The sequence below is a fragment of the Algoriphagus sp. oki45 genome (assembly GCF_036245605.1).
GTDB lineage: Bacteria > Bacteroidota > Bacteroidia > Cytophagales > Cyclobacteriaceae > Algoriphagus.
In genome coordinates, this window is sequence record NZ_BTPC01000001.1 from 846,563 (window position 1) to 872,343 (window position 25,781).

Here is a 25,781-nt window from a genome sequence, read left to right on the forward strand (position 1 = left end):
TCAAGAGGGAGATTTGTAAAACTGAGTTGGTTTTTTGATTCACAAAGGAAAAATGGACCTTTTTAAGTAGTTTCGCACTGGCATTAGCCCAGCTTAAACCCAACTATAACTCACCTATGAGAGACATCAAACTAGTCGAGGTCCGTTCAGAAATTGCAGCAGGTACCCGAGGGGCAAGTCTTGGTATAGACGCATTGAAAATCGCCAGCTTGGACAAAAAATCAGACTTTTTCACTCAGTTCGAGCCCATCAATATCCCTGACGCCAATAATTACCTTTGGAAAGGAAATAAATTCCCGCATGCAAAATACATTGATGGCGTCTATCAGGTGCTCAAAAATGTCTATTCCACAATAGAATCTCTCCGCTTGGAAAAGAAATTCCCTATTGTTTTGGCGGGAGACCACAGCACGGCTGCCGGGACCATCATGGGAATCAAAGCCGCTCACCCTGAAAAAAGCCTCGGGGTGATCTGGATCGATGCCCATGCCGATTTGCATACCCCATTGACTACCCCTTCGGGTAATATGCACGGGATGCCTTTGGCTATGGTCAGTCAACTGGATAATGCAGATTGCCAAATCAATCAACCAACCGAAGAGACCCTTCTTTTCTGGGAAAAAATCAAGAAAATCGGTGGGGATTTCCCAAAAATCAACCCAAAAGACATTGTGTTTATCTCAGTTCGTGATACCGAAAAGCCTGAGCAATTCCTGATGGAAAAGTTCGGTATACGGAATTTCACTACAGAGGAGGTAAGAAAGCAAGGAGTAAAACGAATTGCTGAGCAAGCTCTTGAAATCCTCAAGTCTTGTGATCAGATTTATATTTCCTTTGATGTGGATAGCCTGGACAGTTCTATATCAGTTGGAACCGGTACTCCTGTCCCCAATGGATTGACCGTGCAGGAAGCCATCGAGCTCAATGCCGAACTGATCAAAGACAAGCGCGTCTGCTGCTGGGAAATCGTGGAAGTAAATCCCACTTTAGACTCCGAAAATACCATGGCAGAAGCCGCCTTTGAAGTCCTTGAAGTAACCACCAAATCACTTGTGGATAATTTCTGATTTTTTAACCGCAAAGTCCGCGAAGATTAAATTAAGGAACACAAAGGAAAGAAAGCATTTCTTATTTCAACTATTCCGAAGATCAATTGGCCAATAAAGTGATTGGATATGCCATTGAAGTTCATAAAGCTTTGGGACAAGGGCTTTTGGAAAATGCCTACAAAAAACTATTGGCAAAAAAACTAATGAAAGAAGGCTTTCAAATAGAAGTTGAAAAAATTCTTCCTTTAGAAATGGACGATATTCGGATCGAGGCTGCTTACAAAATCGATATCTTGGTTGAAAATAAACTGGTGTTAGAAATTAAATCAGTTGAACACCTAAATGATCTTCACTTGGCCCAAATATTAAACTACTTAAACTTGGGGAATTATAAACTTGGGTTATTGATGAATTTCAACGTAACTCTTTTAAAATTAGGGCTTCAAAGAGTCATAAATGATCGGTTTCGGTACTTATCCTAATAAAAACTCTGGGAAGAGCGTTCAATCTTCACACTTCGAACTCCATGTCCATTACTTTTTCTATTAATCTCTGTAATCTTACCTTTGCGAACTCTAATTTTACCTTAGTGGCCTTTGTGGTTTAAATCATGAACTTTCAAAAATCTATCATCCAAGGCATTCAACTCGCCTTTCAGAATATTTTCAATCATGATCTTCCTTTGGAGCAGATCAGCCTTTCTCCTACCAAAAAGGAATTTGAAGGCAGCTTTACCTTCGTGGTTTTTCCTTTTTTAAAAATCTCCCAAACTACCCCCGAAAATACCGCCAAAGCAATCGGAGAATACCTCAAGTCCAATTTGGACGAAGTCAATGATTACAATGTGGTCAAGGGATTTTTGAATTTGGTTTTGAATGAATCTACATGGATAGATCTTTTTCAAAAGTTACATTCCAACCCCAAATTGGGTCAATTCCCTTCCAAAGGGCAAAAAGTCATGGTGGAGTATTCCTCTCCCAATACCAACAAGCCTCTGCACTTGGGACACTTGAGAAACAACTTCCTTGGTTTTGCGGTAGCCGAAATCCTCAAAGCCAACGGGTATGAAGTCATCAAAGCCAATCTGGTAAATGACAGGGGAATCCACATCTGTAAGTCCATGGTGGCCTATCAGCACTTTGGAAATGGAGAAACTCCCGAGTCTTCAGGCTTGAAAGGAGATCACTTGGCCGGAAAATACTATGTGCTTTTTGATCAGGAATACAAAAAACAAATCAAGGAACTGGTCGAAAAGGGAAATTCAGAGGAAGAGGCAAAGAAAACTGCTCCTATACTTCTTGAAGCTCAGGACATGCTCCGCAAATGGGAAATGGGAGATCAGGAAGTGGTCGATCTTTGGAAGAAGATGAATTCCTGGGTTTATGCCGGATTTGATGCTACCTACAAAAAGATGGGGGTCGATTTTGACAAGTATTACTATGAGTCCGACACTTATCTTTTAGGCAAAGACATCGTTGAAGAAGGGCTTGCCAAGGGCGTTTTCTTTAAAAAAGAAAATGGTTCGGTTTGGGTTGATTTAACTGATGAGGGGCTTGATGAAAAGCTTGTGCTAAGAGGAGATGGCACTTCAGTCTACATCACTCAGGACATGGGGACTGCTGATTTGAAATACAAAGATTTTCAGATAGACAAATCAGTATATGTAGTTGGTAATGAGCAGGATTACCACTTTGATGTCCTGTTTAAGATCATGCGGAAGCTGGGCCGATCTTATGGGCCGGGATTGTACCACCTGTCTTATGGAATGGTGGACTTGCCTACCGGCAAAATGAAATCCCGCGAAGGCACAGTCGTAGATGCAGACGATTTGATCGATGAAATGATCGAAACAGCCGAACATCATACCAAGGAGCTAGGAAAGATCGAAGGCTTCAATGAGGAACAAGCCAAAGAGCTCTACGAAATTTTGGGATTAGGAGCGTTGAAATTTTTTCTCTTGAAAGTCGATCCTAAAAAGCGAATGCTGTTTAATCCTCAGGAGTCCATCGAATTTCAGGGATATACCGGTCCTTTTGTACAATACTCCCACGCGCGGATTGCTGCCATTCTTAGAAAGGCTGACCAAATAGGAGTGAATTATGGAAAAGCGGACTTCTCCGACATTAAAGACTTGGCAGAATCTGAAGTAGCTTTGATTCAGCTGTTGAGTGAATTTGACCGAAAGATCCAATTGGCTGCTGACGATTATTCTCCAGCTGTAATTGCCCAGTATCTCTTTGATCTGGCAAAAGAATACAACCGCTTCTATGCAGATCTTCCCATTTTCCATGAAAAGGAATCTGCTTTAGTGGAATTTAGAGTGGCCCTTTCTGCACTTACTGCAAAAACAATCAAAAGAGGAATGAGTTTGCTTGGTATTCAAGTACCCGAAAGAATGTAAATATGAAGACAACGCTTTTAATCCTTACCGCTTTATTCTTTGCCTGCGGACAGACCGCACAAAGACCTGATGATTCCAACGCATTTCACCCCAACTACGACCAAACTATGGAAAGTTCGTTCTATGATTTCAAAATGAAAGACATCAACGGCAAAGAGGTAGACTTTTCCCAATTCAAAGGGAAGAAACTCCTTTTGGTAAATGTGGCTTCCAAATGCGGTTACACCAAGCAGTATGCTCAGCTTCAGGAGCTTTACGCCACCCATGGAGATAAAATCCTGGTTTTAGGCTTCCCTGCAAACAACTTTGGAGGTCAAGAGCCCGGCTCAAATGAAGAGATCAAGGAGTTTTGCGACACTGAATTTGGAGTGACTTTTCCAATGTTTGAGAAAATCTCAGTTAAGGGATTTGACAAACACCCACTTTACAGATGGCTATCTGACGCATCTCAAAACGGATGGAACAATCAGGAACCTTCTTGGAATTTCTGCAAGTATTTTGTCAATGAAAATGGGGAATTGGTGAAGTTTTTCCCTTCCTCTGTCACTCCACTTGACGAGCAGATTCTTGAGCTAATCGGAGTTTGATTTAGCTAATTCTGTTTTGAAAAAAGAAATACAAACCAAAAAAGAGGCCTGGCTGCATGCAGTCAGGCTTCGCACTTTACCCTTGGCACTTGCAAGTATTTTTGCAGGCTCCTTTCTTGCTTTTTGGAAAGACGCCTTTAGATGGGAAATCCTATTGTTAGCCTCCTTGACCACAATTTTTCTTCAGATTCTTTCCAATCTTTCCAATGATTACGGAGATACTATCCACGGGGCTGATTCTCAAGAGAGGCAAGGTCCAGTCCGTGCTGTCCAATCTGGCCTGATCTCACTTCAGGAAATGAAATCAGCGATGTATGTTTTTGGAGCTCTTTCTTTGGTCTCGGGTATCTTGCTGATTCTCTTTGCATTTCAGAGTTGGTTAATATTTCTGATCTTCTTTGGACTGGGATTGATGGCCATTTGGGCAGCGATAAGTTATACCTCAGGGAATAACCCTTATGGATATGCAGGACTTGGAGACTTATCGGTTTTCCTGTTTTTCGGCCTTTTGGGGGTAATAGGCACCTTTTTCCTTCACACAAAAAGTTTTGATATCCTTTCCTTTCTTGTTGCAGGAGCCTTGGGATGTTTTAGTACTGCGGTATTGAATATCAATAATATCCGGGATATCGAATCAGACCGCAAAGCTGGAAAAATGTCTATTCCGGTTCGAATAGGTAAGGAGGCTGCCATAAAATACAACTGGGGACTTATTTTATCCGGGTATTTGATGATCATTGCTTTTGCTTTACTCAGCCAGCAACCTTACTCTTTTCTGGTTTTACTTTCCTTACCACTGGCGCTAAAAGTAGGAGTGGGTGTTCAAAATGCACAGTCTTCAGCTGAAACAGACCCCTACTTAAAAAAAATGGCAATGAGCACCTTACTCTCCGTCATTCTATTTGGGATAGGTTTACTTTTTTGAAAAACCTGATAAAAATCCTTTTTCCGTTTCTCAATTTGGCTAATTTGGAGGAATTAAATAAACCTAACTATGATCAAAGTCCTCGTCCCCTTCGATTTTTCAGAAACAGCCAATTTTGCATTTGAATTTGCTATCAGCCTTGCTGAAAACTACAATCAACTGGAAATAAATCTTTTGCACGTAGTCGAAACCCCTGTAGCGACCGGAATGGGTACTATGGGCGGCGGACTCGATGCAATTCCAGATTTTGAGAATCAAGTCTTTTTCATGGAACTGATTAAGACAAGAAAAATACAATTCAAGGAAATTGAAGAAAAGCACAAAAATTCTTCAATAAATCTGAAAACCAACTTAGTGATCGGAAATGTATACAGAAACATTGTGGATGTAATCCAAGAAAAGAACCCAGATCTGGTAATTATGGGTTCGAAGGGATCAAGTGGATTGGAAGAAGTACTGATCGGAAGCAATACGGAGAAAGTGGTAAGAACGGCAGCCTGTCCAGTAATCACCATCAAATCAGAAACCCATGTGAATAACATGAAAAAGGTGGTATTTGCCTCAGACTTTAGAGACTCTGATGATGAGGTGGCCTCAAGAATCCGAAGAATGCAGACTTTGTTTGATGCCCAATTTTACTTTGTATTAGTCAATACCCCCGGAAACTTCGAAACGACTCGTGAGTCATTTGCCAGAATCAAGACCTATGTTCAGAAACACAAACTGGAGAATATCAAAGCAGAGATTTACAATTCCCTTTCAGAAGAAACAGGTATTCTGGAATTTGCTGATGATATAGATGCGGATTTGATTGCCATGACTACCCACGGACGTACAGGCTTCCTGCATTTGATCACAGGAAGTATTGCCGAGGATGTGGTCAATCATTCCAAACGGCCAGTTTGGACATTCAAGAGATAAAAGATGGGAAGAAAAGACAACGATTGGAAAAAAAGAGATGGAGTGGTGTATTCCACCAGTTCAGATTTTAGCTACCAATATGAGGGGGAAGACTCTGTAGAAACCCTTCCCCCGTCCCAACAAAGACTAAAAGTGCTTTTGGACAAAAAAGCCAGGGCTGGAAAACAAGTTACGCTTATTGACGGCTTTGTCGGTACAGAAGAAGACCTCAAAGATTTGGGAAAATTGCTCAAAAGCAAATGCGGTGTGGGCGGTACTGCAAAGGATGGAGAAATCCTGATTCAAGGAGATCATCGAGATAAGGTCCTTCAAGTCTTGACCCAAGCAGGCTATGGAGCAAAAAAAGCCGGAGGATGAATTTGCCCTATTGGCTTTTCCAGGCAAAATTATTTCCTAGTCTGCCTTTTTTGATCGCTGAGGCGAAACAAATCCGGGAATCAAAACCCAAGCTCCCTCCTCATTCCGAAAAGTTGATTTTAAATGGAGGGGAAAAAAGACTAATGGTCTTTGGAGAATCTACGGCGGCAGGAGTCGGTGCTTCTCAGGTTGAAACCACACTTGCAGGTCATTTCAAAAAAAAACTTGGAGACGAGTATTCAGTCTATTGTTTGGGCAAAAACGGACTTCGGGTCCAGGAGGCTAATGATTTTTTTCATCAAAATTTCTGGAATCCATCACCGACTCAGAATGGGATCACCTTGTTTTTGGGAGCGAATGATTGCTTTAAATTGACCTCGCCAAAGGATTACCACAGACAATTGTCTGAATTAATTCACCTTTTCAAGAAAAAGCTAAGCCCCGCATGGATTTACCTGGCAGACATTCCTCCCGTCCATCTGTTTCCTGCCTTTTCGAGCCGAATGCAAAGGCAATTGGAAATCCAAAGAGCTTATCTTCAAAAAGAAATGAAGTCAATTGCTCAAAGAGATAAAGAAATTTATTTTGAGCCGATTTCTCTGGATTTGAGTCCGGACTTTTTTTCTCAAGACCAAATTCACCCTTCGGATTTGGGCTATCAAAAAATCGCCGAGTTTACTATCAAAGGATTGAAAAAATCCGGGTGGCTGGAAAATTAACTCATTGATTTTCTATTTCTTCCAAGAGCTGTTCGTACCAAGCTTCTCCATACTTTCTGATCAGTGCATCTTTGAGAAAACGATAAAGAGGCACTTGAAGGCTTTGTCCCAAATTACACGCCGGATCGCATATTTCCCATCGATCATAATTCACTGCATCAAACTGATCGTATTTGGTAATTCGAATGGGATAAAGATGGCAGGAAATGGGTTTTTTGAAACTCACTTTCCCATCTAAATAGGCCTGTTCTATTCCGCATTTCAAAATTCCTTTTTGGTCATAGATGGCATAGGCACATTCTCGATTATCTCCAATGGTAGGGGTTCCTTTATCACCGTCTTTGTCAATGACCCAAGTTCCTTGGGCTTCGATGGCTTTTCTCCCTTCTTCAGAAAGGTAGGGTTTGACTTCGGGGTAGATTTCCTCAAGGATTTTCGTTTCTTCATCCTCCAGAGGAGCTCCAGCATCCCCTTCTACACAGCAAGCCCCTTTACAAGCCAACAGGTCACAAACAAAAAAATTTTCTTTGATATCCTGCGAAAGCACCGCATTTCCGACCAAAATCATATTTGTACTATTTTTTTGCGAAGTTAAGGAATATCCCCTGTATTGCTTTATCGATTCTTCTTCCTCACATAGAGCCCTTTTCTCAGCTTAGCTATCAAGGTTCCATCTTCTGACTTCACTTCACAGGGATATTCCACAACTGCTTTTCCTTCTTTGTCCACCAAGTTTTTCACATGCAGTATTTCTTCCGGGCTAAGCCTAAACTCCGCAAAAACGGGGCCTTTACCCGGTTTCACAAAATCGATATTAGCGTATTTATCCCAAACAATGTAATCCTCTCCCAAATGAATCAAAAGGATAAACATGAAAAAAGGATCACACATGGAATACAAAGAGCCTCCGAAAGCCGTGCCGACCAGGTTTTTGTTGTACCACTTTAGAACCAACCGGCTTTTAAACCACGAAAAATCCTGGGCATGGTCCACAATCTTGATTCCTGAAAACAAATACGGAGGATACCAATTGATCATTCGGATCAATCTCCTGAATTTTTTGCGTTGGCGATTTTCCATAAATCAAAATATAAAAAAAGAACCGCCCCTTTCGGAGCGGCTCAACCCAGCACTATGAAGAAAAGCTATTTTAGCCTTTGAAATAATAAACAGGGATAGATTTGAAATGTTTTCTCCAACTGAAAAAAAACCTGATTTTTTTTAAAAGAACCAAAAGGCTAACTCTCAGGAGAAAATTAACGTACTTTGCAGCGTGCAAGTCGGCTTGTCGCTGTCTCGGGTCAAACCGGGAAAGAGGAAAGTCCGGGCAACATAGAGCGCCATACTTCCTAACGGGAAGGATGCTGATTTCCAAGGGTCAGCAGACAGAAAGTGCCACAGAAAACAAACCTCCATTTGGCACAGGGCATAACCTGAGCATGTCAAATGGGAAGGGTGAAAAGGTGGAGTAAGAGCCCACCGCCCCGACAGTGATGAAGGGGGCACGGCAAACCTTATGGGTTGAAAGATCAAATAGGCCTCGGGCAAAGAGCTGCTCGTTCGATTTGTTCCGATAGCTTTCGGGAGGATTCCGGGGTGGGTAGATCGATGGATCCTGACTGTGAAGTCAGGGCTAGATAAATGACAGGCACCTTTTATCGATTTATCGAAAAAGGACACAGAACCCGGCTTACAGACTTGCACTTTTTTCTTTACTTTACGCTATGCCAAAAATTCTGATTATTGACGATGAGCGTTTCATTCGCTCTTCTTTAAGGGAAATTCTTGAATACGAAAAATTTGAAGTCACCGAAGCCCAAGATGGTGAAGATGGTCTTCAGAAGATAAAAGACGAGGAATTTGATTTGGTCCTTTGCGATGTGAAAATGCCAAAAATGGATGGAATTGAAGTTCTGGAGCAGGCCAAAGCACTGGAAAAATCTCCTCAATTCATCATGATTTCTGCACATGGAAGCATTGAGACGGCCGTAGAAGCCACCAAAAAAGGTGCCTTTGACTTTATCCCAAAGCCACCTGACCTGAACCGCCTATTGCTCACCGTCAGAAATGCATTGGACAAGAAAAACTTGGTCACTGAGACAAAAGTGCTCAAGAAGAAGCTTTCCAAAAAATTTGACATGGTGGGGGAATCTGCTGGAATCATGCGAGTGAAAGAGACCATTGAAAAAGTAGCACCTACGGAAGCTCGGGTACTCATCACCGGGCCAAACGGTACTGGAAAGGAACTCGTTGCGCATTGGATTCATCAGAAAAGCAACAGAAACGCCGGTCCCTTTGTCGCAGTCAACTGTGCTGCCATCCCCTCCGAACTCATCGAATCAGAACTTTTTGGACATGAAAAGGGAGCCTTTACATCTGCTCACAAGCAACGAGCAGGTAAATTTGAGCAGGCTCAAGAAGGCACCCTGTTTCTGGATGAAATCGGAGATATGTCACTTTCTGCCCAATCCAAAGTACTGAGAGCCCTTCAGGAAAACCTGATCAACCGGGTAGGAAGTGACAAAGACATCAAAGTAGATGTGCGTGTACTTGCTGCAACGAATAAGGACCTGAAAAAAGAAATCGAGGAAGGAAGATTTAGAGAGGATTTATATCACCGATTAAGTGTGATCCTTGTACAGGTTCCTGCTCTAAAAGACAGAAAGGAAGATATTCCTCTATTAGTAGATAAATTCCTAAATGACATAGCTCAGGAAAATGGAGATGCAAAAAAGGGAATATCCAAAGAGGCTATCTCTAAACTTCAAGAATTTCCCTGGACAGGAAATATAAGAGAATTAAGAAATGTAGTAGAGAGACTGGTGATTCTGGGAGAATCAATAATCAGCCTAGAGGATGTAAAAAAATATGCTGACTATTAAGGTCAGCATATTTTTTTTAGCTGTTAGATTTTTCAGTGGCCGGAGCCTTGGCGTAAGCAGGGCATGGCTTACTGGAGGCACAAGCACCCAAGGCAAGGATCCCGATCAAAAGTGCAATGGAAGCGATTCGTTTCATGTGTTTAAAGTTAGATTTTTAATAGTTTCTCCGACCCTTTCGGAAGATATTCTGCCTCTGGACTAGTGACTCGATCGAAACCGGCAGATGACGTCTAGACCTTGAGCTACGAATAGAATATTTTTTACTCGGATAAATATGTCCAATTAATTTTAAGTTAGCAATTACTGCACCAACAAGTTGCAACCTCTTATTTCTGAGTGGTCAAATCTTCCCAATACCTCCAACATCCCACTACTGTCGATTCTTCCCAAATCCTGAGTTTCTATAAATGAACAGGAATGAAAATTGGCCAAATCGATGACATTGATACCGCCCTGAGATCGCTGTGACCAAGCCAAAGGATCATTGACATCCCTTAGCATAACGCGCATTGTGACCGGAAGCATATATTTCCCCTCTCCTTTTGAATAGGCTTGAGACATCAATTCTGTCATTCCGTATTCGGAATGGATAGACTTCACCTGAAAAAATGAAGTCAATCGATCATGCACTTCTTCCCGAATCATTTCTTTCCTCCTTCCCTTCATCCCTCCGGTCTCCATTACGATCAGATTATCATTTTTTGTAAACTTTTCTCCTAATTCTGCCAAGTCCAAAAGCGCAAAGGTGACTCCCAACAAAAGAACCTTCTTTGAGCCATTTGCCAGGAATTTAAGCTTTTCGAGGAGTTCTGATTGATTATAAAGATAAAATCCCGAATGGGAAGATTGACTTTTCTCGATGAAATGTTTAGCCATGGACACCAAGCTACTTCCCGGACGCTCCAAATAAGCCGGCAGCAAGGCCAAGACATGAAAATCCGTCAATGGACCATAAAACGATTCAAAAGTCTTCTGCGCCTGTTTGAGGTACCAGGACTCGGACCAAATATGGTGCTTACTGGTGATCATCCCTGTGGTTCCGCTGCTGGAATAAGTTCCCGAAAAAAGAGAGGCAGGCCCGGAAATCACTTCCTGATCTTTAAAAAACCGAATCGGGAGGAAAGGAATTTTATCGAGCCGATTGATTGTGGATGTATCGATCTTTCTGGCAATTACGTATTGCCGATAGACTGGATTATTTTCAACCTGAAAAAAGAAAAGATCTAATGCCAGCTTTTCAAAGTCATGGGGTGTCAGATTTGTAACCCGCTCTGAAAAACTTTTAAAATCCTGCATCGTTTTATAGTTTGTTCTTTCCCGAAGAAAAATCTTACCTTAATTTTCCAAAGCAAATTTACCCTCAGCTCATGCGTATAAAAAACTATTCAGGATTATTCTTTGTCCTAATCTTAGGCTGGACATCCTGTATCAGTCCTCCTGAGAATTTTCCAAGTGTACCTGAAATCACCTTTGCTGAGATTGAATATGTACAGACTCCGGCTCAAGATTCCCTGATTATCGGAGTGGACTTCAGAGATGCAGAAGGAGATCTAGGTCTTTCTCCTACCGAGATTAATCCTCCTTATAATCCCCTGAACTACAGAAGAGATGCTGCGGGCAATCTGATCGTCTATTCCAGAAGACCTCCTGAAGCTCCTACTTACAATCCCATAGACTGGGTGATCAATCCCATTATCAACAACACCACAGTGAGGGATACCGTATGGGTGGAGCAAAACGAAAACCAATACAATATCTTCGTCCGGTTTTATATCAAAAGAAATGGGCAGTTTACTGAATTCAGATGGCAAGATCCCCCGTTCTTTACCACGTTTAATGGCCGATTCCCAAGAGTTTTGAATTCTGATGAAGGACAGCCAGTAGAGGGACGAATCCGATACAGAATGCTTTCTTCAGGTTGGGAGTCAATTTTTAGAAATGACACCCTGAGGATAGATGTGGAAATCCAAGATAGAGCCCTAAATCGAAGTAATCAGGTATCCAGTCCGGAGGTCACCTTGAGGCAAATCACCAGAAACTAAAAAAAGGCAGGATTTAAATCCTGCCTTTTTTGTGAAGCTTAGATTGCCGGGAAGCGATTCGGGTCTACTTCGTGCATCAATTGATAAACTTTTTCAACCACATCATCCGCACTGGGCTTGGAAAAATAATCCCCGTCAGAAGAATAGGCAGGACGATGGGCTTTGGCAGGGAGTGTCTGAGGTTCTGAATCCAGAAATCTGAATACATCCTGATGGTCCATCACCTGCTGAAGCATAAAAGCACTGGCTCCACCCGGAACATCTTCATCTGCAAAGATCACTCTGTTCGTTTTGCGGATTGATTCACCGATTGTACCGGTCAAATCGAACGGCAATAAGGTCTGCACATCGATTACTTCAGCAGAAATACCTATTTCCTCCAATTCATGAGCGGCCTCAAGTACGATTCGACACATGCTTCCGTAAGTCACCAAAGTGACATCCGAACCTTCTTTCAAAACTTCTGGCTGGCCCAAAGGCACAGTATATTCACCCACATTATGAGGTAACCTTTCTTTGAGGCGGTAGCCGTTCAAGCATTCGACCACAATTGCCGGTTCGTCGGATTCCAAGAGGGTTTTGTACATACCGGCTGCTTGGGTCATATCTCTGGGCACGCAAACATGCATTCCTCGGAGAGTAGATAGAATCATTCCCATGGGAGAGCCTGCATGCCAAACACCTTCCAAACGATGACCTCGAGTACGGACAATCAATGGTGCTTTTTGACCACCTTTGGTTCGATATTGGAGTGAAGCCAAGTCATCAGAAAGCATCTGTATACCATAAAGCAAATAATCCAGATATTGAATTTCTGCAATTGGTCGCAAACCTCTCAGTGCTGTACCGATTCCCTGACCCACGATAGTACATTCTCTAATACTGGTGTCAGTTACTCTCCATTCTCCATGCTTGGCTTGAAGCCCGGCGAAGGCCTGGTTTACGTCTCCAATTTTCCCCACGTCTTCTCCGAATGCGAAGAATCGAGGGTCATTGCTCAAGGTGTAATCAAAGAAAGCTTGCAAGATTTCTCTCCCGTCAACCAAGGGGGAAGATTCATCCACTTTGGCGGGTTTTTGAGCAACCTTCAAAGCTGAAAAATCGGACTCGCTATAGAGATGACTGCTGTATCTGTCGTGATTTAATTCTTTTTGGTTTTCATACCAGTTCCTCAGGCTCTCCTTAGCAGAAGAAGAATCGTTTCTAAGTAGGAAAAGTGATTTCCTTACAGTACTGATCACATCCTTACGGATGGGATTGATACTTTTCGCCAATTCCTCAGCCATTTGGAGAAGGTTGGCTTTTTGGCCGCTACCTTCCGCTGTATTGCGGATAAGGGTTACCGCCTCCTGCAATTCTTTTTTGATTTCACCTGAGAAATCAGCCCAGGCTGCTTCTTTTTGCTTTTTAACCTCTGCTTTCGCCTCAGTATCGATTTTATCTAGGTCCTCTTCGCTGGCAAGGCCGGTGGTAATGATGTATTCCCGGAACTTTTTAATGCAATCCCAGTCTTTTTCCCACTTTAATCGCTCAGCAGACTTATAGCGCTCATGTGAACCGGAAGTCGAATGCCCCTGAGGCTGGGTCATCTCTTCCACGTGAATCAAAACAGGAACATGCTCATTTCTGGCTAGTTCTCCGGCATAGTCAAATGCCTGTACCAAGGCTTCGTAGTCCCAACCTTTTACTTTGATGATTTCAAAACCCTTCTCCGTTTCGGTTCGCTGGAAACCCATCAACACTTCAGAAATACTTCCTTTAGTAGTGTGGAATTCTTTGGGTACTGAAATACCGTACCCATCATCCCATATAGAAATGACCATGGGTACCTGAAGAACTCCTGCTGCATTGATGCTTTCAAAAAACATCCCCTCTGAAGTTGAGGCATTTCCAATAGTCCCCCAAGCAACTTCATTTCCATTATTGGAAAACTGAGTCAATTCTTGAAGTCCCTTGTTTTCTCTAAAAAGTTTGGAAGCGTACGCAAGGCCCAAAAGTTTTGGCATCTGGGCTGCTGTCGGAGAAATATCCGCAGCTGAATTGTACATCTCGGTGAGATTCTTCCATGTTCCATCTTCATTAAGCGAGCGGGTGGCAAAATGCCCATTCATCAATCTCCCTGCACTGGCTGGTTCAGCTTCTACATTGGTATGGGCATAGAGCTGCGCAAAATATTGCTGTACGGTCAGTTCGCCTAAAGCCATCATAAACGTCTGATCCCTGTAATAGCCTGAGCGAAAATCACCTTTACGGAAAGCTTTAGCCATTGCGATCTGAGCAAGTTCTTTCCCGTCTCCAAAAATTCCGAATTTCGCCTTACCCATAAAGACTTCTTTCCTTCCCATAAGAGAAGCGTGGCGGCTTTCTACAGCCACACGAAAGTCCTTGAGTATCTCCTCTTTGCTCACAAAGGCCAATGTACTTTCTTTTTCTTGCGCTTTCAATGTCATTGATTTTTAATCTAAAGTTATTTTGGGTCAATTCTTGGGTATACTTCAAAAATAACCAAAAAGCATTGACTTACAAATTTACCGAAAAGTGATTGACCAATAATTATTTTGAATTGATTTATTTTTTTTTCTATTTGTAAAATTAAAGTTCGTCTTTTTAAATTATTTATACATTTTATTTTGAGTTGAAAAATATTAGCAAAACAGAAATTATTTTTTGACCAAAAAAAATTTTCAAAATTTTCCTTTCTAAAAACTATTATTTTGGAATTTTCTGCATTTATCTCCATAAAAATGAAATAAACTTTGGAAAAACAGATTTTTTCAAAATCGATACCAAATACAATTTTTTGAAATGATTTTTAACAGCTAACTGCTTCTTATCTTTGCGCAGAAATTCTTGTAAACCCAAACAGAACGTATCATGATCATAGGTGTTCCTAAGGAAATCAAAAACAACGAAAACAGAGTCGCACTTACTCCTGCAGGTGCTAAAGAACTTGTAAAAAGAGGGCATTCAGTCTATGTGCAGCATACCGCCGGAGAAGGCAGTGGATTTGCAGACACAGAATATGAAGCCGCAGGAGCCACTATCCTTCCTACTATCGAAGCTACCTATGAGATAGCCGAAATGATCATGAAGGTAAAAGAGCCTATCGAACCTGAATACAAGCTGATCAAAGAAAACCAATTGCTGTTTACCTACTTCCACTTTGCCTCTTACGAGCCGCTTACCAAAGCGATGGTGGAGAGCAAATCAGTTTGTTTGGCTTACGAGACAGTAGAAAAGAGTGATCGAAGCCTTCCTCTCCTTGTTCCTATGTCTGAAGTAGCAGGAAGAATGGCCATCCAAAAAGGAGCTAATTACCTTGAAAAACCGCTTGGAGGAAGAGGAATCCTGCTTGGAGGAGTACCGGGTGTATTACCTGCTAAAGTTTTGATCCTTGGAGGGGGTGTAGTAGGTACTCAGGCAGCGTGGATGGCTGCAGGTTTGGGTGCTGATGTGACCATCATGGATGTGTCTTTGGCCAGAATGAGATATTTGGCAGATGTAATGCCTGCCAACGTGAAGACCATGATGTCCAATGAGTACAATATCCGGGAAATGATCAAGCATGCCGACTTGATAGTTGGAGCAGTATTGATTCCTGGGGCAAAAGCGCCTCACCTGATCACCCGAGATATGCTGAAGGATATGAAAAAAGGAACGGTTTTGGTAGACGTAGCAGTAGACCAAGGAGGTTGTATCGAAACCTGCAAGCCTACCACTCACGAAAATCCAACTTACGTGATCGATGACGTAGTTCACTATTGCGTAGCAAATATGCCGGGCGCTGTGCCTTACACTTCAACTTTGGCTTTGACTAATGCTACTCTTCCTTATGCCATCCAACTGGCAGACAAAGGCTGGAAAAAAGCCGCTCAGGATAATCAGGAGTTAGCACTTGGTCTGAACGTGATCAATGGAGAGATTGTCTACAAGGCAGTGGCAGATGCTTTTGACATGCCTTATGCATTGGTTGAAAAATACCTGGCTTAATCAGGAATAAATCAAACTCAAAGTCCCGCCCTGAAAAGAGCGGGACTTTTTTTATGATCTAATGGTCAAAAATAGTTGGTGAAAAGCCTCCTAATGTTCTGATATTTAATTAATTACAAAGACCTTATTGAAACCGATTTAAATAAGGTTTTTTTGTTTCATGAAAACTTCAAAAAAAGCGTTGTTGAGCCTGTGGGTTTCTTGACTCAATCAAGTGGGGAAAGCAGGCTGGCAAGCAGCGGTATAAGTGTAAAAATTGCGGCATTCTTTTCACGGGTTCGAAGCCTTCTGTAGCCAAAAGCAACCAGTTTGTTTGGTTCAAAAAGTGGATAGTCGGGAAACGTACTTTTGAACAGTTGGTTGTTGAAACTGGGTTGAGCAAAAGCACGATTCAGCGACTTTTCAGAGGCTATCTGAAAGAACCGCCGATGCTGAGTGTCTACCCTTCCGAGCGGGTGAATTTACTCATTGACGGCACGTATTTTAGCAGGGATTTATGCTTGATTTTGTACCGGGACAACACGATCAAGTTCACCCAGCTCTATCGGTTCAGCGATGGAGAACGATACGAAGAGCTCAAAGAAGACCTGGAAAATCTACTGCTTCTTGGAGTCCAGATCGAGTCAATTACCTGTGATGGACATCGCGCATTGCTCAGAGCGATCCGCAAAGTTTGTCCCCAAGTCACCCTTCAGCGATGTGTGATCCATGTGCAGCGAATGTGTAGAATATGGCTTTCCAGCCGTCCAAAGAGTATTCCCGGTCAGGAACTTCGGAAAATTGTCTCTACCCTACATCTGATCAAGTCCAAACAGGAACTCAGTTATTGGCTGCTCGAACTGGCTAACTGGGATCATCGACACCATGAGTTTGTCCATGAAAAAACGGTCAATCCCATTACGGGAAAGTTTTGGTATAAACACAAACTGTTGAGACGTTCCTTCTCGGTTTTGAAAAGCGCCTTGCCCAACCTTTTTGCCTACCTGGACAACCCCAGAATCCCAAAATCCACCAATGGGCTGGAGTCATTTTTCGGACATTTAAAAACCAATTTGAATATCCACCGAGGTCTTTCAACCGGAAACAGAAAAAGCTTTCTGAGGTGGTATCTGTACTTCAAAAACTCCGGAAGAAAAAGGTTTTCTTAGCCATAGAACAAGAAGAATGAAGCATGAAAAAAGGGCTCCGAAAAACGAAGCCCCTTCATTCCACTTGGCAGATTCTATTGCTGGTAAGTTGCTCCTCAGCAGAGCTTACGTCCTCTTCAAACCTGCGCGGCATGTTATGAAATTTTTCGATCAAAGTCACCAACTATTTTTGACCACATTACCTTTTTTATCCTTTCTGCAATTCGTCACCAAAGACCTCTTTGACCACCCAGCCTTTGCCCCACTCTTCCCGCTCTTTTTCAGTCCAGAGTTCGGGGAAAAAGATCACTTTTTGAAAACGGGGAGGCAGGTACTTCTGCCAGTTGGTCCCACCAGTGGCAGCTATATCCTCAGGATCCCGATGCAAATATCTGACAGCTGATTTGTAATGGGCAAGCGGCCAAAAAACATTGGCCTTGAGGTCAAACTGCCGCATCATTTCCTTAAGCTCTCCTGAAGGATTGGTAAAACCGGAATATTTCTGCCAAAGGTTCTTTCTCCGATAATTTTCAATCAGTTCTTTAAGTATTTTTCCATACTTGAGCTCAAAGTTTTTCAAAGTCAGGGTCTTCTCTCCTGTAGCCAACTCAATCGCTCCCTGCTGCCAATAGAGGTTTTCAAAGAGATCATCAGCCGGACTGTGGTAATCGTGTTCCTCTCTTTTGGCCAAAGTCACCAATTGAAAAGCATCGGTGGCCATGATTTCGATCTCCCGGTATTGGGCACTTTGAAAGCCCGAGGAAGGCAAAAGAGACATTCTGAATTTAAGAAACTGCTCTTTCTCCATCCCCTTCCACATCATTGCAAAGGAGCTGATCAAATGATCAAAATACATCAAAATCCGCTCTAGTCGCGTCTTGAAAAACTCCTCCGTATCCGACTCTTCTTCAGCTATTTGCTCCATTTCAGATATGATCAGCTTGAAATACAGCTCAGTAATCTGATGATAGATGATAAAGATTTTCTCGTCTTTAAAACTGGTCTTAGGCTGCTGCAGGGAGAGTAAGACATCCAGATTGATGTATTCCCAGTAGGTAAGGTAATCAGCATAAAGAAGGCCCTCAAGATATGAAAGCATATCCTGCCCGGAGGCACGGAATTTCTCCTGGAGCTGCTCGATTTTTTCCAGGATTTTAGGATCAAATTGGGAATAGTGCATGGGGATTTTTTTAGTCAAAAAGGTAAAGAATCAGGGGCTTTCTCCTTAATTTCGAAACAGAATTGGGGTTAGGCCCGGTAAAATTGACAGATTCTGATTAATTAACCAAAATAACATGGAAGCAGTAGCGCAAAGGAAATCACTGAAGCAGGATACCTTCGAAGGGGTGGATTTTTTGGACTTGGATGATTTGCTCACCGAAGAGCAGAAATTGATCCGCTCCTCAATCAGGGATTTTGTGAAAAAAGAAATTTCCCCATACATCGAAGATTGGGCACAAAACGCTCATTTCCCTTATGAAATCGTGAGAAAATTCGGGGAAGTCGGTGCCTTTGGTCCTCAGCTTCCGGAGGAATACGGCGGAGGCGGTTTGGATTACATTTCCTATGGGCTGATCATGCAGGAAATCGAGCGAGGTGATTCCGGTATGAGATCCACCGCTTCTGTTCAAGGTTCGCTGGTGATGTATCCGATATACAAATTTGGATCGGAAGAGCAGAGAAGAAAATACCTTCCCAAACTGGCTTCTGGTGAGTACTTGGGCTGCTTTGGTTTGACAGAACCTGACCATGGTTCAAACCCCAGCGGAATGGTCACCAACTTCAAAGATATGGGTGACCACTACTTGCTCAATGGAGCCAAAATGTGGATTTCCAACTCTCCAAAAGCCGATATCGCAGTCGTTTGGGCTAAAAATGAAGAAGGCCGTATTCACGGATTGATCGTAGAGCGGGGAATGGAAGGCTTTTCTACACCGGAAACCCACAGCAAATGGTCCCTTCGTGCTTCCTGCACAGGCGAGTTGGTTTTTGACAATGTGAAAGTACCAAAAGAGAACCTTCTTCCCGGCAAGTCCGGTTTGGGTGCACCGATGATGTGCCTGGATTCTGCCCGATTTGGGATTGCATGGGGTGCCATTGGAGCGGCTATGGATTGCTACGAGTCGGCCAGAAAATATGCAGCTGAGCGGATTCAGTTTGGCAAGCCTATCGGAGGTTTTCAGCTGACGCAAAAGAAACTGGCTGAGATGCTCACTGAGATCACCAAGGCCCAGCTATTAGCTTGGAAAGTAGGCAAAATGATGAATGAAGGCACAGCGAAGACCGTTCATATCTCCATGGCTAAACGAAACAATGTAGAAATGGCCCTGAACATTGCCCGGGAAGCGAGACAAATCCACGGAGGCATGGGAATCACCGGAGAATATCCCATCATGCGCCATATGATGAATCTGGAATCCGTCATCACTTACGAAGGCACCCACGATATCCACCTGTTGATTTTGGGTAACGAGATTACAGGAATACCGGCTTTTAAGGGGTAAAGATTGGAAGATTTAAAATTTCAATGATTTCTTTCTTCAAATCACAATCTAAACGTAGCAATAAGACTAAAACCCAACCGAAGGTGAGATAGCCTATTTCTACTTCGGTTGGAAATTTCAAAGAAGCTGAAAAGGCTTCCGATTCGGGCAAATCCTCAATTTTTAAAAATCCGAATGATGAAAAAATGGATTTTTATCTTAATTACCCTCACTTTTTTGGGCTGTTTTTCGGAGGAAGAACCAAAGCCAACAATTCCTCTGGAAATAGAACAAAGAAATACGGTTGCTCAATTTGAAGGTTTAGCGGCATATTTGGATGTTGAAGTAATGGAAAAAGAGGGCGAGTTCCTATACTTTTTCTCTTTTGAACCCCAGAAAAATCCAAATGATGAAAGACTTGTCCCTGGCAAAGATGAACTCATTTGCAGCTTTTTGAATGAGCAGTTGAAGTTTGGAATGGACATTCCGAATGATTGCGAATGGAAGGGCTATTATTCTCGGTATTTACGTTCTGGAACTGTTCCGAGCAACTTTAGACTCCATGTAATTCTAAGTGGTGAGGAAAAAGAAAGGCATCCGGATGACTTATTCTTTGGAAAACGAATCCAGTTGAATTCCATTCAAAAAATCGAAAGCTGTCCAATAGATTTCGAAGAAATTTCCACTCCTATTCCTTTGGAAAGCAAATTTTGGAGATTGGTCGGATTCACAGATACCTCGGGCAATATCATCTCCTCCCCCACCTGCGAGGACCCGGAGATTGGGGTAGTATTTCATGATCAACTCCTACTGGGTTCTCCAATTGAGGACCCGGATGCCAAATCCTTTACCATAGAACGTGCAGTATGGAGTAGACCCGGTCCACTTGTTTTGGTTTATCGGATTTCAGGAGAAAACACCCTTTCCATCACCCGGGCTGTGGATCCATCCTATACTCCGCCACGACCAGCTACCGCGGTTACCGATAATTTTCCAAACCTGACCAATGCAATTTTCAACAAATACGACAGCCTTTCTTCCATTTTCAGGTTCAACGAATCGGTTGAATTTAGCCTTTCAGGAAATACCCTAAGGTTGAAAAATTCATCGAATGAAATCGGTGCTTTGCTAGTGTATGAAGGAAACTAAGCAAATTGGAAAAACACCAACTATTGAACATTTTTTGAAAATCCAAATTCATTCATTCTGGAATAGGATTTTCAAATTTTCCAACTAACAACCCCTGCAACAATACCCCTTAGGCAGTATTTAATTTCCCTTTTTTTCTAAAGAGCTTTCATGAAAAACAAAAATCCATGAAAAAACTTAACATTATTTCGACAATGCTCTTGATCCTGATCAGCATGGGCATTCAAGCACAGGGGAATTTTAAAGTAAACCCAAATGGGGAAAAAGACCTAGCCGTAGTGAAAGAATACGAGCAAGCTATTTACTCCAGAGATTCCAAAAAGATAGAAAACATCCACGCCTCTGATGTGGTGGGATATGGTCCTCGTTGGGATTCTCCTCGCAATCGCGATCAAATAGTTCAGGCATTTAAGAATATCTGGGAATTCGCAAGTGATTTGAGATACGATCGTCCTCGTATGTTAGCCGTTACGGTTTCAGGAGACGAAATCCCAGAGTATAACGGAAATTGGGTTATGGTATGGGCAGTTTATGTAGTGAAAGAAAGAACTTCAGGGAAGGAAATACAACTCGATGTCCACGAGGCCTTAAAAATCGACAACGGAAAAATTATCGGGAAACTCACCTATTACAACGAATTAGATCAAATGATCCAAATGGGGCTGTATCCGGGGGATTGAAATTAAGAATGATCCAAGAAAGCCGCAGAAATTGCGGCTTTTTTTATGGATGAACTTCTACCCCCACCGGCACCCAAACACTCACCCTCGTGCCCAAGCCACTACTTTGGATATCCAGTCGTCCATTCAAAAAATTCACCCGGCTTTTCAGGTTGGAAAGTCACATCCCGGTTACTTTACCATCTAAGATTTCTTTGGGGATTCCTTTTCCATTATCCTCGACCACCAATTTCAACTCTTTGGATGATTCATCTAATTCAATCTTGATTTTGGCTTGGGTGGCTTGAGAATGCTTCAGGATATTGTTGGTCAGTTCCTTGATGATTCGGAAAAGGTTGATCTTGACATCCATGTCCAAGGAAGGAAAATCCCCTGTCACATAGCTGAACCGCAGTTTTTTCTGCGCATTAATTTTTTCCACCAACTCCTCGATCATTGTCCGCAATACTTTCGAGGAAAAGTCCGAAGGCATCAATTCGTAGGAGATGTATCGCAAATCCTTGCAGGAGTCCTCCATCATACTGACCAGGTCACCGAACTCGGCCTTATCCGCATTTCCTAGATGCTTATCCGCAAAGAGTTCCATTTTCAGTTTGATCAGGGCGAGGTTTCCACCCAAATCATCGTGCAGGTCCTTGGCAATCCTGTGCCGCTCAGTCTCTTGGGCTTGGATAGAATGCTTCAAAATCTCCCGCTCGGTATTGATTTGCTCTTGGGCTATCTTATCTTTTTCCTTTTGGGTTCGATGATATTGATGCACCATTCCTACGACAAGAATGGCTGCATTCAAAAGGCCCCCATAGCCCTGAAAAAAAATTTCTAATGGATGGACTTCAAACCAACCTAGAATGGAACAATAGTAAAATAACATACCAAATGATAGAAAAAAGTGCGCACCAAAGGCGAAAAGAGCTTCATTCTTTTTGCCATCATACTGGTCCAAACAAAGCCAAAGCACAATCAACTATGTAATCATCGTGGCAAGAACCGCAGCTTGAAATACAAAAATCTTCACACTATGCCATTCAGCGTATGCTAGCGTGGTCAAAACTAGGGTTAACAATCCGAAAATAAATTTTCTCCATACCCTAAATAACCCGTTGGCCCTGCTATTTTGAAGTTTTAACGAGAAAAAATCCAAATTAAAATCAATAAAAAATAAAGCCATCACAAGGCTAAAGAACGGTAGAATGATTGGACCCAATAGTAAATAAACATCTCCTTCGTATCGGAAAAAATATAATTGTCGATATCCAGAAGGATCACCAAATAAGCTGTCAGATACAAGGCAAAATTGAGATAAAGCTTTTTCTTGAAATAAAACAATAGAATAATACCCAAGAATATAATCAAGGAGGTTCGTCCAGCAATTTCTCCATAGGCAAAACCCCGATCTACTTCATTCCACCAATAGTCCCAATCCAAATCCAGGTAAAAAGTAGTGAAGGTTGGCCTGCCTCGAGTATCCACACGCAGGAGAAAATCCCGGCTTTCACCTTTTGGAACATACAATTCAAAATTGACCACCCAATATTTGATGGGCCTATCTTTTTGCAGAACCCGGTGACCTGATTTTGACGCCTCCAGTAATTCTCCTGATTCATCAAACACGAATAGGTCCGAAGAAGTGTGGCTGGAAGAATAAGGATTGAAAATAAATGTGATATCCGAGTCGAGTGGATTTTCCAATCGAAAAGCAAACCACCAAACGGATTCGGTAAAACCCTTATTAAAAACCCTTCCCTTCAGCAATTCAAATTCACCGGAATGGAACTTTGCTTTCGCTTCTTGCCAGTCCAGGGGCTTCTTTTCTTCTAAAAAATAGACCATATCCTCCATCCAAAAATTGAAATAGGGCCAGGATTTCAAAAAACCAGGCTGTTGTTCGGTGTCTGGCGTAAAAATCTTGTGACTTTTGATAGTCTGGCCAAAAGCCTTTCCTCCCAGACCGACTAGGCAAAAAGCAAACACCAAAAAAGAAACTAGCCAGATTTTCACATCAATTATTGTTTTATAAAAACCAATCCGTTTATCCTCTTTAAGTTAGTCAACCTTTTTGATAAAAAGGCCATCCCAAAACGGAATGGCCTTAGTTGCTAATCACCCTTTATCGTACTGAAAAAAATCAAGTTTTTGGAACTGAGTCCAAATACGGCCTGACATCCATTCCCATTTGCAACATCCCTTCTGCAAAGGTTTCGGTGTCCATTTTCCCGTTTTCAATCCATTGCTCATCGTTCATCGAGAATCTATAGGCCAAAAGCGGTTCGGCATCGGGTCCTACTACATTGGAAAAAGTGCTGGATTTACCAGAAATGATATCCAGTATTTTCTCCGCCACCACGATAGGATGCGCATTGGTCAGAGCCACGGATGCCTTGCCTAAGGCGTTCAATTGCTCCCGGTTGGGATAGATGGACTGGAAGATGTCATCGTATTTATATAGGATAGGCGTGTCTATAAATCCCGGTTCGACGATCGCCACCCGGATTCCAAACCGTCCGATTTCACCCGCCAAACTCATGCTGATCGTATTAAGGGCGGACTTGGTAGCGGCATAGGCTGCCATACTTGGAGATTGGGTTTTTCCCGCGATGGAGGAAACATTGATGATCAATCCCTCTCCACTCTTCCGCATCGGGGTGATGACCTCCTTCATGCAACGAACTGCTCCAAATACATTGGTCTGAAAAACCTGCTGAAATACCTCCATGGAAGTTTCTTCCAAGGGTAAGTCGGAGGCAATCCCGGCATTATTGACCAAAACATCGATGGGACCAAAACGATCCACTGCTTCTTCAAAAGCATTTCGGACAGAATAATCGATATCCACATCCATGGTGAGGATGGTAATGGGCAGGCCTTCTTTCTTGGCCAGTTCGCCGAGTTCGGGACTTCGGGCGGGATTTCTCATAGTGGCAATGACCTGATAGCCTTTTCTAGCCAAGTGGGCAGCCGTCTCAAATCCAATTCCGGTACTACAGCCGGTAATCAATACATTTTTCATAATCGGTTGTGTTAAGTAATATCAAACAAGGACTTTATTTTTCTTACCATACTTCTCCAAAAGCTCATGAATCGCCTGGTCCACCAAAGCGACCGAATCGTAGGACTCGATTTCCTTTTTGAGACGAAGGGTGTTTTGCTTGTATTTGGGATTGGTGAAGACTTCATGGATAGCGGCTTTTAGCTTCTCCGGCTTGGGCTTCATGGTTTTCATATCGATACCTGTTCCCGAGACCGTCACCCGTTGGGCAACTTCCATCTTATCCTCCGTCGCGCCGCCAATCACCACTGGAATACCAAAACCCAAAGCCATATTGGTTCCACCATAGCCTCCATTGGTGACGAGTAGGTCCACATGCGGCAAGAGATGGGCAAAGGGGATAAAAGGTGCTACACGGGCATTGGCCGGGAGGTTGGGGATTTCCTCTTTGACAGGAACTGCCACGACCAAGGTATCCGGTTCGTCTTTCAAGGCGATCAAAGTGGGCATGATCAGGTCTTGGATATCATTGGCAATCGTTCCCTGATTCACGAGTACCACTTTTTTGGCCTTTTTCAAATCCCCCCACCAATCCGGCACTTCCCAATTGGGGTCAGGCTTCGGCAAGGGTGGGCCGATAAAGTGATGGTTGTCCGGCATATCGGACCGCTCATAGTCAAATCCAGGAACCGAAAAGATCAGTACACGATCGACGTACTTGTTGAAATCACCAAAAAAGCCTTGATAAAGAGGAAGCCCGCGTTTTTCCCTAAGCTTATTTCCATAAGCTGTTATATCCTTGAATAGTACCCGATCGATGAGATAGTTTAAAAATCGATTTCTTATCCGCATCAGTGGGGTCCTGCCCGGTAATAGACCCGAACCAAAAGGTGCGGTATCCTGACTGAGTATCAACGGAGGAATTACATGGAGATTGATCGTGGGTATTCCCAATTTTTCTCCCAAAAACAAGGGACTGAAGCTCACAGGATCACCTATGAAAATATCGGGCTGAACATCATTTGTTAAAGATCGGAAGCTATCATGTGCCCCTTCCTCTTCATCAAAAAACCATCTCAAATACTCTTTGATTTGATCCAATCCTTTCTTTTTGACCAATGCGGGACGCTGCTGGTACGTAGTCAATCCTTTGGATGGATAATCCAGACTCTCGGGATAAGGATGGAATAGCGCACCTGTTTTTTCGATTTTCTCCTTAAAAACCTTTGTCCCTACCCAATGAACTTCGTGCCCTAATTGGACCAATCCTTTGGCCAGGGGAAGTACGGGAAAAGTATGCCCTTCGACAATACCCACTGAGAGAAGAATTTTTGCCATATCAGAAAGTGGAAAAATTGACTTTGATTTAGAAAAGTAAGTTTGCCCAAATACCAAGATTCTGAAATACTCCTCAGGGGGTATTATGAACTAAAATTAATTGCAGACTTTAACCATCGAGCTTTTGGTATTCTCCAAATATCAT

At 42.6% G+C, this 25,781-nt stretch carries 24 protein-coding genes and 1 other RNA gene; 16 read left to right on the forward strand and 9 right to left on the reverse strand.

The window, feature by feature from the left end:
* Positions 1-116: 116 nt before the first annotated feature.
* The 8 genes from rocF (at position 117) to AAA942_RS03755 (ending at position 6,959) form a co-directional block, all read left to right on the forward strand.
* Positions 117-1,067 (forward strand): arginase, encoded by a 951-nt coding sequence (gene rocF, locus AAA942_RS03720; RefSeq protein WP_338218889.1) that lies wholly within the window; start codon positions 117-119, stop codon positions 1,065-1,067.
* Positions 1,068-1,153: 86 nt separating this feature from the next.
* Positions 1,154-1,531, forward strand: a complete 378-nt coding sequence (locus tag AAA942_RS03725) for a GxxExxY protein (RefSeq protein WP_338218890.1) — start codon at positions 1,154-1,156, stop codon at positions 1,529-1,531.
* A gap of 128 nt (positions 1,532-1,659) precedes the next feature.
* A complete protein-coding gene (argS, locus tag AAA942_RS03730; protein WP_338218891.1) occupies positions 1,660-3,450 on the forward strand; it encodes an arginine--tRNA ligase in 1,791 nt (596 codons plus the stop codon).
* 2 nt (positions 3,451-3,452) lie between these two features.
* Positions 3,453-4,037 (forward strand): glutathione peroxidase, encoded by a 585-nt coding sequence (locus AAA942_RS03735; RefSeq protein ID WP_338218892.1) that lies wholly within the window; start codon positions 3,453-3,455, stop codon positions 4,035-4,037.
* Between the two features lie 16 nt (positions 4,038-4,053).
* Positions 4,054-4,962, forward strand: coding sequence for a 1,4-dihydroxy-2-naphthoate polyprenyltransferase (locus AAA942_RS03740; RefSeq protein WP_338218893.1), 909 nt, complete (start codon positions 4,054-4,056; stop codon positions 4,960-4,962).
* 69 nt (positions 4,963-5,031) lie between these two features.
* Positions 5,032-5,883 carry a universal stress protein gene (locus tag AAA942_RS03745; protein WP_338218894.1) on the forward strand — a complete coding sequence of 284 codons (852 nt, stop codon included), beginning with the start codon at positions 5,032-5,034 and terminating at the stop codon, positions 5,881-5,883.
* Between the two features lie 3 nt (positions 5,884-5,886).
* A complete protein-coding gene (locus AAA942_RS03750; RefSeq protein ID WP_338218895.1) occupies positions 5,887-6,240 on the forward strand; it encodes a translation initiation factor in 354 nt (117 codons plus the stop codon).
* Positions 6,237-6,959 carry an SGNH/GDSL hydrolase family protein gene (locus AAA942_RS03755; protein WP_338218896.1) on the forward strand — a complete coding sequence of 241 codons (723 nt, stop codon included), beginning with the start codon at positions 6,237-6,239 and terminating at the stop codon, positions 6,957-6,959. The genes AAA942_RS03750 and AAA942_RS03755 overlap by 4 nt, the downstream gene beginning before the upstream one ends.
* Before the next feature lies 1 nt (position 6,960).
* Here the strand turns inward: AAA942_RS03755 and AAA942_RS03760 are convergent, their stop codons facing one another.
* Positions 6,961-7,527, reverse strand: coding sequence for a DUF3109 family protein (locus AAA942_RS03760; protein WP_338218897.1), 567 nt, complete (start codon positions 7,525-7,527; stop codon positions 6,961-6,963).
* A 47-nt stretch (positions 7,528-7,574) separates the two neighbouring features.
* Positions 7,575-8,039 (reverse strand): PaaI family thioesterase, encoded by a 465-nt coding sequence (locus AAA942_RS03765; protein ID WP_338218898.1) that lies wholly within the window; start codon positions 8,037-8,039, stop codon positions 7,575-7,577.
* Positions 8,040-8,231: 192 nt separating this feature from the next.
* Here AAA942_RS03765 and rnpB point away from each other — a divergent pair.
* An RNA gene (rnpB, locus tag AAA942_RS03770) (RNase P RNA component class A) lies at positions 8,232-8,668 on the forward strand.
* 15 nt (positions 8,669-8,683) lie between these two features.
* Positions 8,684-9,841 carry a sigma-54-dependent transcriptional regulator gene (locus tag AAA942_RS03775; RefSeq protein WP_338218899.1) on the forward strand — a complete coding sequence of 386 codons (1,158 nt, stop codon included), beginning with the start codon at positions 8,684-8,686 and terminating at the stop codon, positions 9,839-9,841.
* Between the two features lie 300 nt (positions 9,842-10,141).
* Here the strand turns inward: AAA942_RS03775 and AAA942_RS03780 are convergent, their stop codons facing one another.
* Positions 10,142-11,137, reverse strand: a complete 996-nt coding sequence (locus AAA942_RS03780; protein WP_338218900.1) for an acyl transferase — start codon at positions 11,135-11,137, stop codon at positions 10,142-10,144.
* A 71-nt stretch (positions 11,138-11,208) separates the two neighbouring features.
* Here AAA942_RS03780 and AAA942_RS03785 point away from each other — a divergent pair, with 71 nt between their 5' ends.
* On the forward strand, positions 11,209-11,883 hold the full coding sequence (locus AAA942_RS03785) for a hypothetical protein (RefSeq protein ID WP_338218901.1): 675 nt from the start codon (positions 11,209-11,211) through the stop codon (positions 11,881-11,883).
* A gap of 38 nt (positions 11,884-11,921) precedes the next feature.
* Here AAA942_RS03785 and AAA942_RS03790 read toward each other — a convergent pair whose 3' ends face one another.
* A complete protein-coding gene (locus tag AAA942_RS03790) occupies positions 11,922-14,333 on the reverse strand; it encodes an alpha-ketoacid dehydrogenase subunit alpha/beta (RefSeq protein ID WP_338218902.1) in 2,412 nt (803 codons plus the stop codon).
* Between the two features lie 424 nt (positions 14,334-14,757).
* On the opposite strand from AAA942_RS03790, the gene ald reads away from it, so the two are divergent.
* Together ald and AAA942_RS03800 are read left to right on the forward strand one after the other, a co-directional pair.
* Entirely contained in the window at positions 14,758-15,873 is a 1,116-nt protein-coding gene (gene ald / locus AAA942_RS03795) for an alanine dehydrogenase (RefSeq protein ID WP_338218903.1), read from the forward strand.
* A 209-nt stretch (positions 15,874-16,082) separates the two neighbouring features.
* Positions 16,083-17,021: an IS256 family transposase, variant Zn-binding type gene (locus tag AAA942_RS03800; protein ID WP_445083333.1), complete on the forward strand. Its 939-nt coding sequence runs from the start codon at positions 16,083-16,085 to the stop codon at positions 17,019-17,021.
* Positions 17,022-17,208: 187 nt separating this feature from the next.
* Here AAA942_RS03800 and AAA942_RS03805 read toward each other — a convergent pair whose 3' ends face one another.
* Positions 17,209-18,180 carry a tryptophan 2,3-dioxygenase family protein gene (locus tag AAA942_RS03805; RefSeq protein WP_338218904.1) on the reverse strand — a complete coding sequence of 324 codons (972 nt, stop codon included), beginning with the start codon at positions 18,178-18,180 and terminating at the stop codon, positions 17,209-17,211.
* Between the two features lie 115 nt (positions 18,181-18,295).
* Here AAA942_RS03805 and AAA942_RS03810 point away from each other — a divergent pair, with 115 nt between their 5' ends.
* The 3 genes from AAA942_RS03810 (at position 18,296) to AAA942_RS03820 (ending at position 21,312) form a co-directional block, all read left to right on the forward strand.
* Positions 18,296-19,504: an acyl-CoA dehydrogenase family protein gene (locus tag AAA942_RS03810; RefSeq protein ID WP_338218905.1), complete on the forward strand. Its 1,209-nt coding sequence runs from the start codon at positions 18,296-18,298 to the stop codon at positions 19,502-19,504.
* A 177-nt stretch (positions 19,505-19,681) separates the two neighbouring features.
* On the forward strand, positions 19,682-20,632 hold the full coding sequence (locus AAA942_RS03815) for a hypothetical protein (RefSeq protein WP_338218906.1): 951 nt from the start codon (positions 19,682-19,684) through the stop codon (positions 20,630-20,632).
* A gap of 167 nt (positions 20,633-20,799) precedes the next feature.
* Positions 20,800-21,312, forward strand: a complete 513-nt coding sequence (locus AAA942_RS03820) for a nuclear transport factor 2 family protein (RefSeq protein ID WP_338218907.1) — start codon at positions 20,800-20,802, stop codon at positions 21,310-21,312.
* Between the two features lie 160 nt (positions 21,313-21,472).
* Here the strand turns inward: AAA942_RS03820 and AAA942_RS03825 are convergent, their stop codons facing one another.
* The 4 genes from AAA942_RS03825 to AAA942_RS03840 form a co-directional block, all read right to left on the reverse strand.
* Positions 21,473-22,183, reverse strand: coding sequence for a sensor histidine kinase (locus AAA942_RS03825; RefSeq protein ID WP_338218908.1), 711 nt, complete (start codon positions 22,181-22,183; stop codon positions 21,473-21,475).
* A 296-nt stretch (positions 22,184-22,479) separates the two neighbouring features.
* The gene (locus AAA942_RS03830; RefSeq protein WP_338218909.1) at positions 22,480-23,310 is read right to left on the reverse strand and encodes a 7TMR-DISMED2 domain-containing protein; all 831 of its coding nucleotides are present in this window, start codon (positions 23,308-23,310) and stop codon (positions 22,480-22,482) included.
* Positions 23,311-23,437: 127 nt separating this feature from the next.
* Complete coding sequence (locus tag AAA942_RS03835; protein WP_338218910.1) at positions 23,438-24,319, reverse strand: SDR family oxidoreductase; 882 nt, start codon at positions 24,317-24,319, stop codon at positions 23,438-23,440.
* Between the two features lie 21 nt (positions 24,320-24,340).
* The gene (locus AAA942_RS03840; protein ID WP_338218911.1) at positions 24,341-25,636 is read right to left on the reverse strand and encodes a nucleotide disphospho-sugar-binding domain-containing protein; all 1,296 of its coding nucleotides are present in this window, start codon (positions 25,634-25,636) and stop codon (positions 24,341-24,343) included.
* Positions 25,637-25,781: the final 145 nt, after the last annotated feature.

Bases quoted from the DNA above. Each gene is read 5' to 3' on its own strand.
- rocF (WP_338218889.1), top strand. From the start codon at position 117: ATGAGAGACATCAAACTAGTCGAGGTCCGTTCAGAAATTGCAGCAGGT.
- argS (WP_338218891.1), top strand. From the start codon at position 1,660: ATGAACTTTCAAAAATCTATCATCCAAGGCATTCAACTCGCCTTTCAG.
- AAA942_RS03735 (WP_338218892.1), top strand. From the start codon at position 3,453: ATGAAGACAACGCTTTTAATCCTTACCGCTTTATTCTTTGCCTGCGGA.
- AAA942_RS03745 (WP_338218894.1), top strand. From the start codon at position 5,032: ATGATCAAAGTCCTCGTCCCCTTCGATTTTTCAGAAACAGCCAATTTT.
- AAA942_RS03750 (WP_338218895.1), top strand. From the start codon at position 5,887: ATGGGAAGAAAAGACAACGATTGGAAAAAAAGAGATGGAGTGGTGTAT.
- AAA942_RS03755 (WP_338218896.1), top strand. From the start codon at position 6,237: ATGAATTTGCCCTATTGGCTTTTCCAGGCAAAATTATTTCCTAGTCTG.
- AAA942_RS03760 (WP_338218897.1), bottom strand. From the start codon at position 7,527: ATGATTTTGGTCGGAAATGCGGTGCTTTCGCAGGATATCAAAGAAAAT.
- AAA942_RS03765 (WP_338218898.1), bottom strand. From the start codon at position 8,039: ATGGAAAATCGCCAACGCAAAAAATTCAGGAGATTGATCCGAATGATC.
- AAA942_RS03775 (WP_338218899.1), top strand. From the start codon at position 8,684: ATGCCAAAAATTCTGATTATTGACGATGAGCGTTTCATTCGCTCTTCT.
- AAA942_RS03780 (WP_338218900.1), bottom strand. From the start codon at position 11,137: ATGCAGGATTTTAAAAGTTTTTCAGAGCGGGTTACAAATCTGACACCC.
- AAA942_RS03785 (WP_338218901.1), top strand. From the start codon at position 11,209: ATGCGTATAAAAAACTATTCAGGATTATTCTTTGTCCTAATCTTAGGC.
- AAA942_RS03790 (WP_338218902.1), bottom strand. From the start codon at position 14,333: ATGACATTGAAAGCGCAAGAAAAAGAAAGTACATTGGCCTTTGTGAGC.
- ald (WP_338218903.1), top strand. From the start codon at position 14,758: ATGATCATAGGTGTTCCTAAGGAAATCAAAAACAACGAAAACAGAGTC.
- AAA942_RS03805 (WP_338218904.1), bottom strand. From the start codon at position 18,180: ATGCACTATTCCCAATTTGATCCTAAAATCCTGGAAAAAATCGAGCAG.
- AAA942_RS03810 (WP_338218905.1), top strand. From the start codon at position 18,296: ATGGAAGCAGTAGCGCAAAGGAAATCACTGAAGCAGGATACCTTCGAA.
- AAA942_RS03815 (WP_338218906.1), top strand. From the start codon at position 19,682: ATGAAAAAATGGATTTTTATCTTAATTACCCTCACTTTTTTGGGCTGT.
- AAA942_RS03820 (WP_338218907.1), top strand. From the start codon at position 20,800: ATGAAAAAACTTAACATTATTTCGACAATGCTCTTGATCCTGATCAGC.
- AAA942_RS03825 (WP_338218908.1), bottom strand. From the start codon at position 22,183: ATGTTATTTTACTATTGTTCCATTCTAGGTTGGTTTGAAGTCCATCCA.
- AAA942_RS03835 (WP_338218910.1), bottom strand. From the start codon at position 24,319: ATGAAAAATGTATTGATTACCGGCTGTAGTACCGGAATTGGATTTGAG.
- AAA942_RS03840 (WP_338218911.1), bottom strand. From the start codon at position 25,636: ATGGCAAAAATTCTTCTCTCAGTGGGTATTGTCGAAGGGCATACTTTT.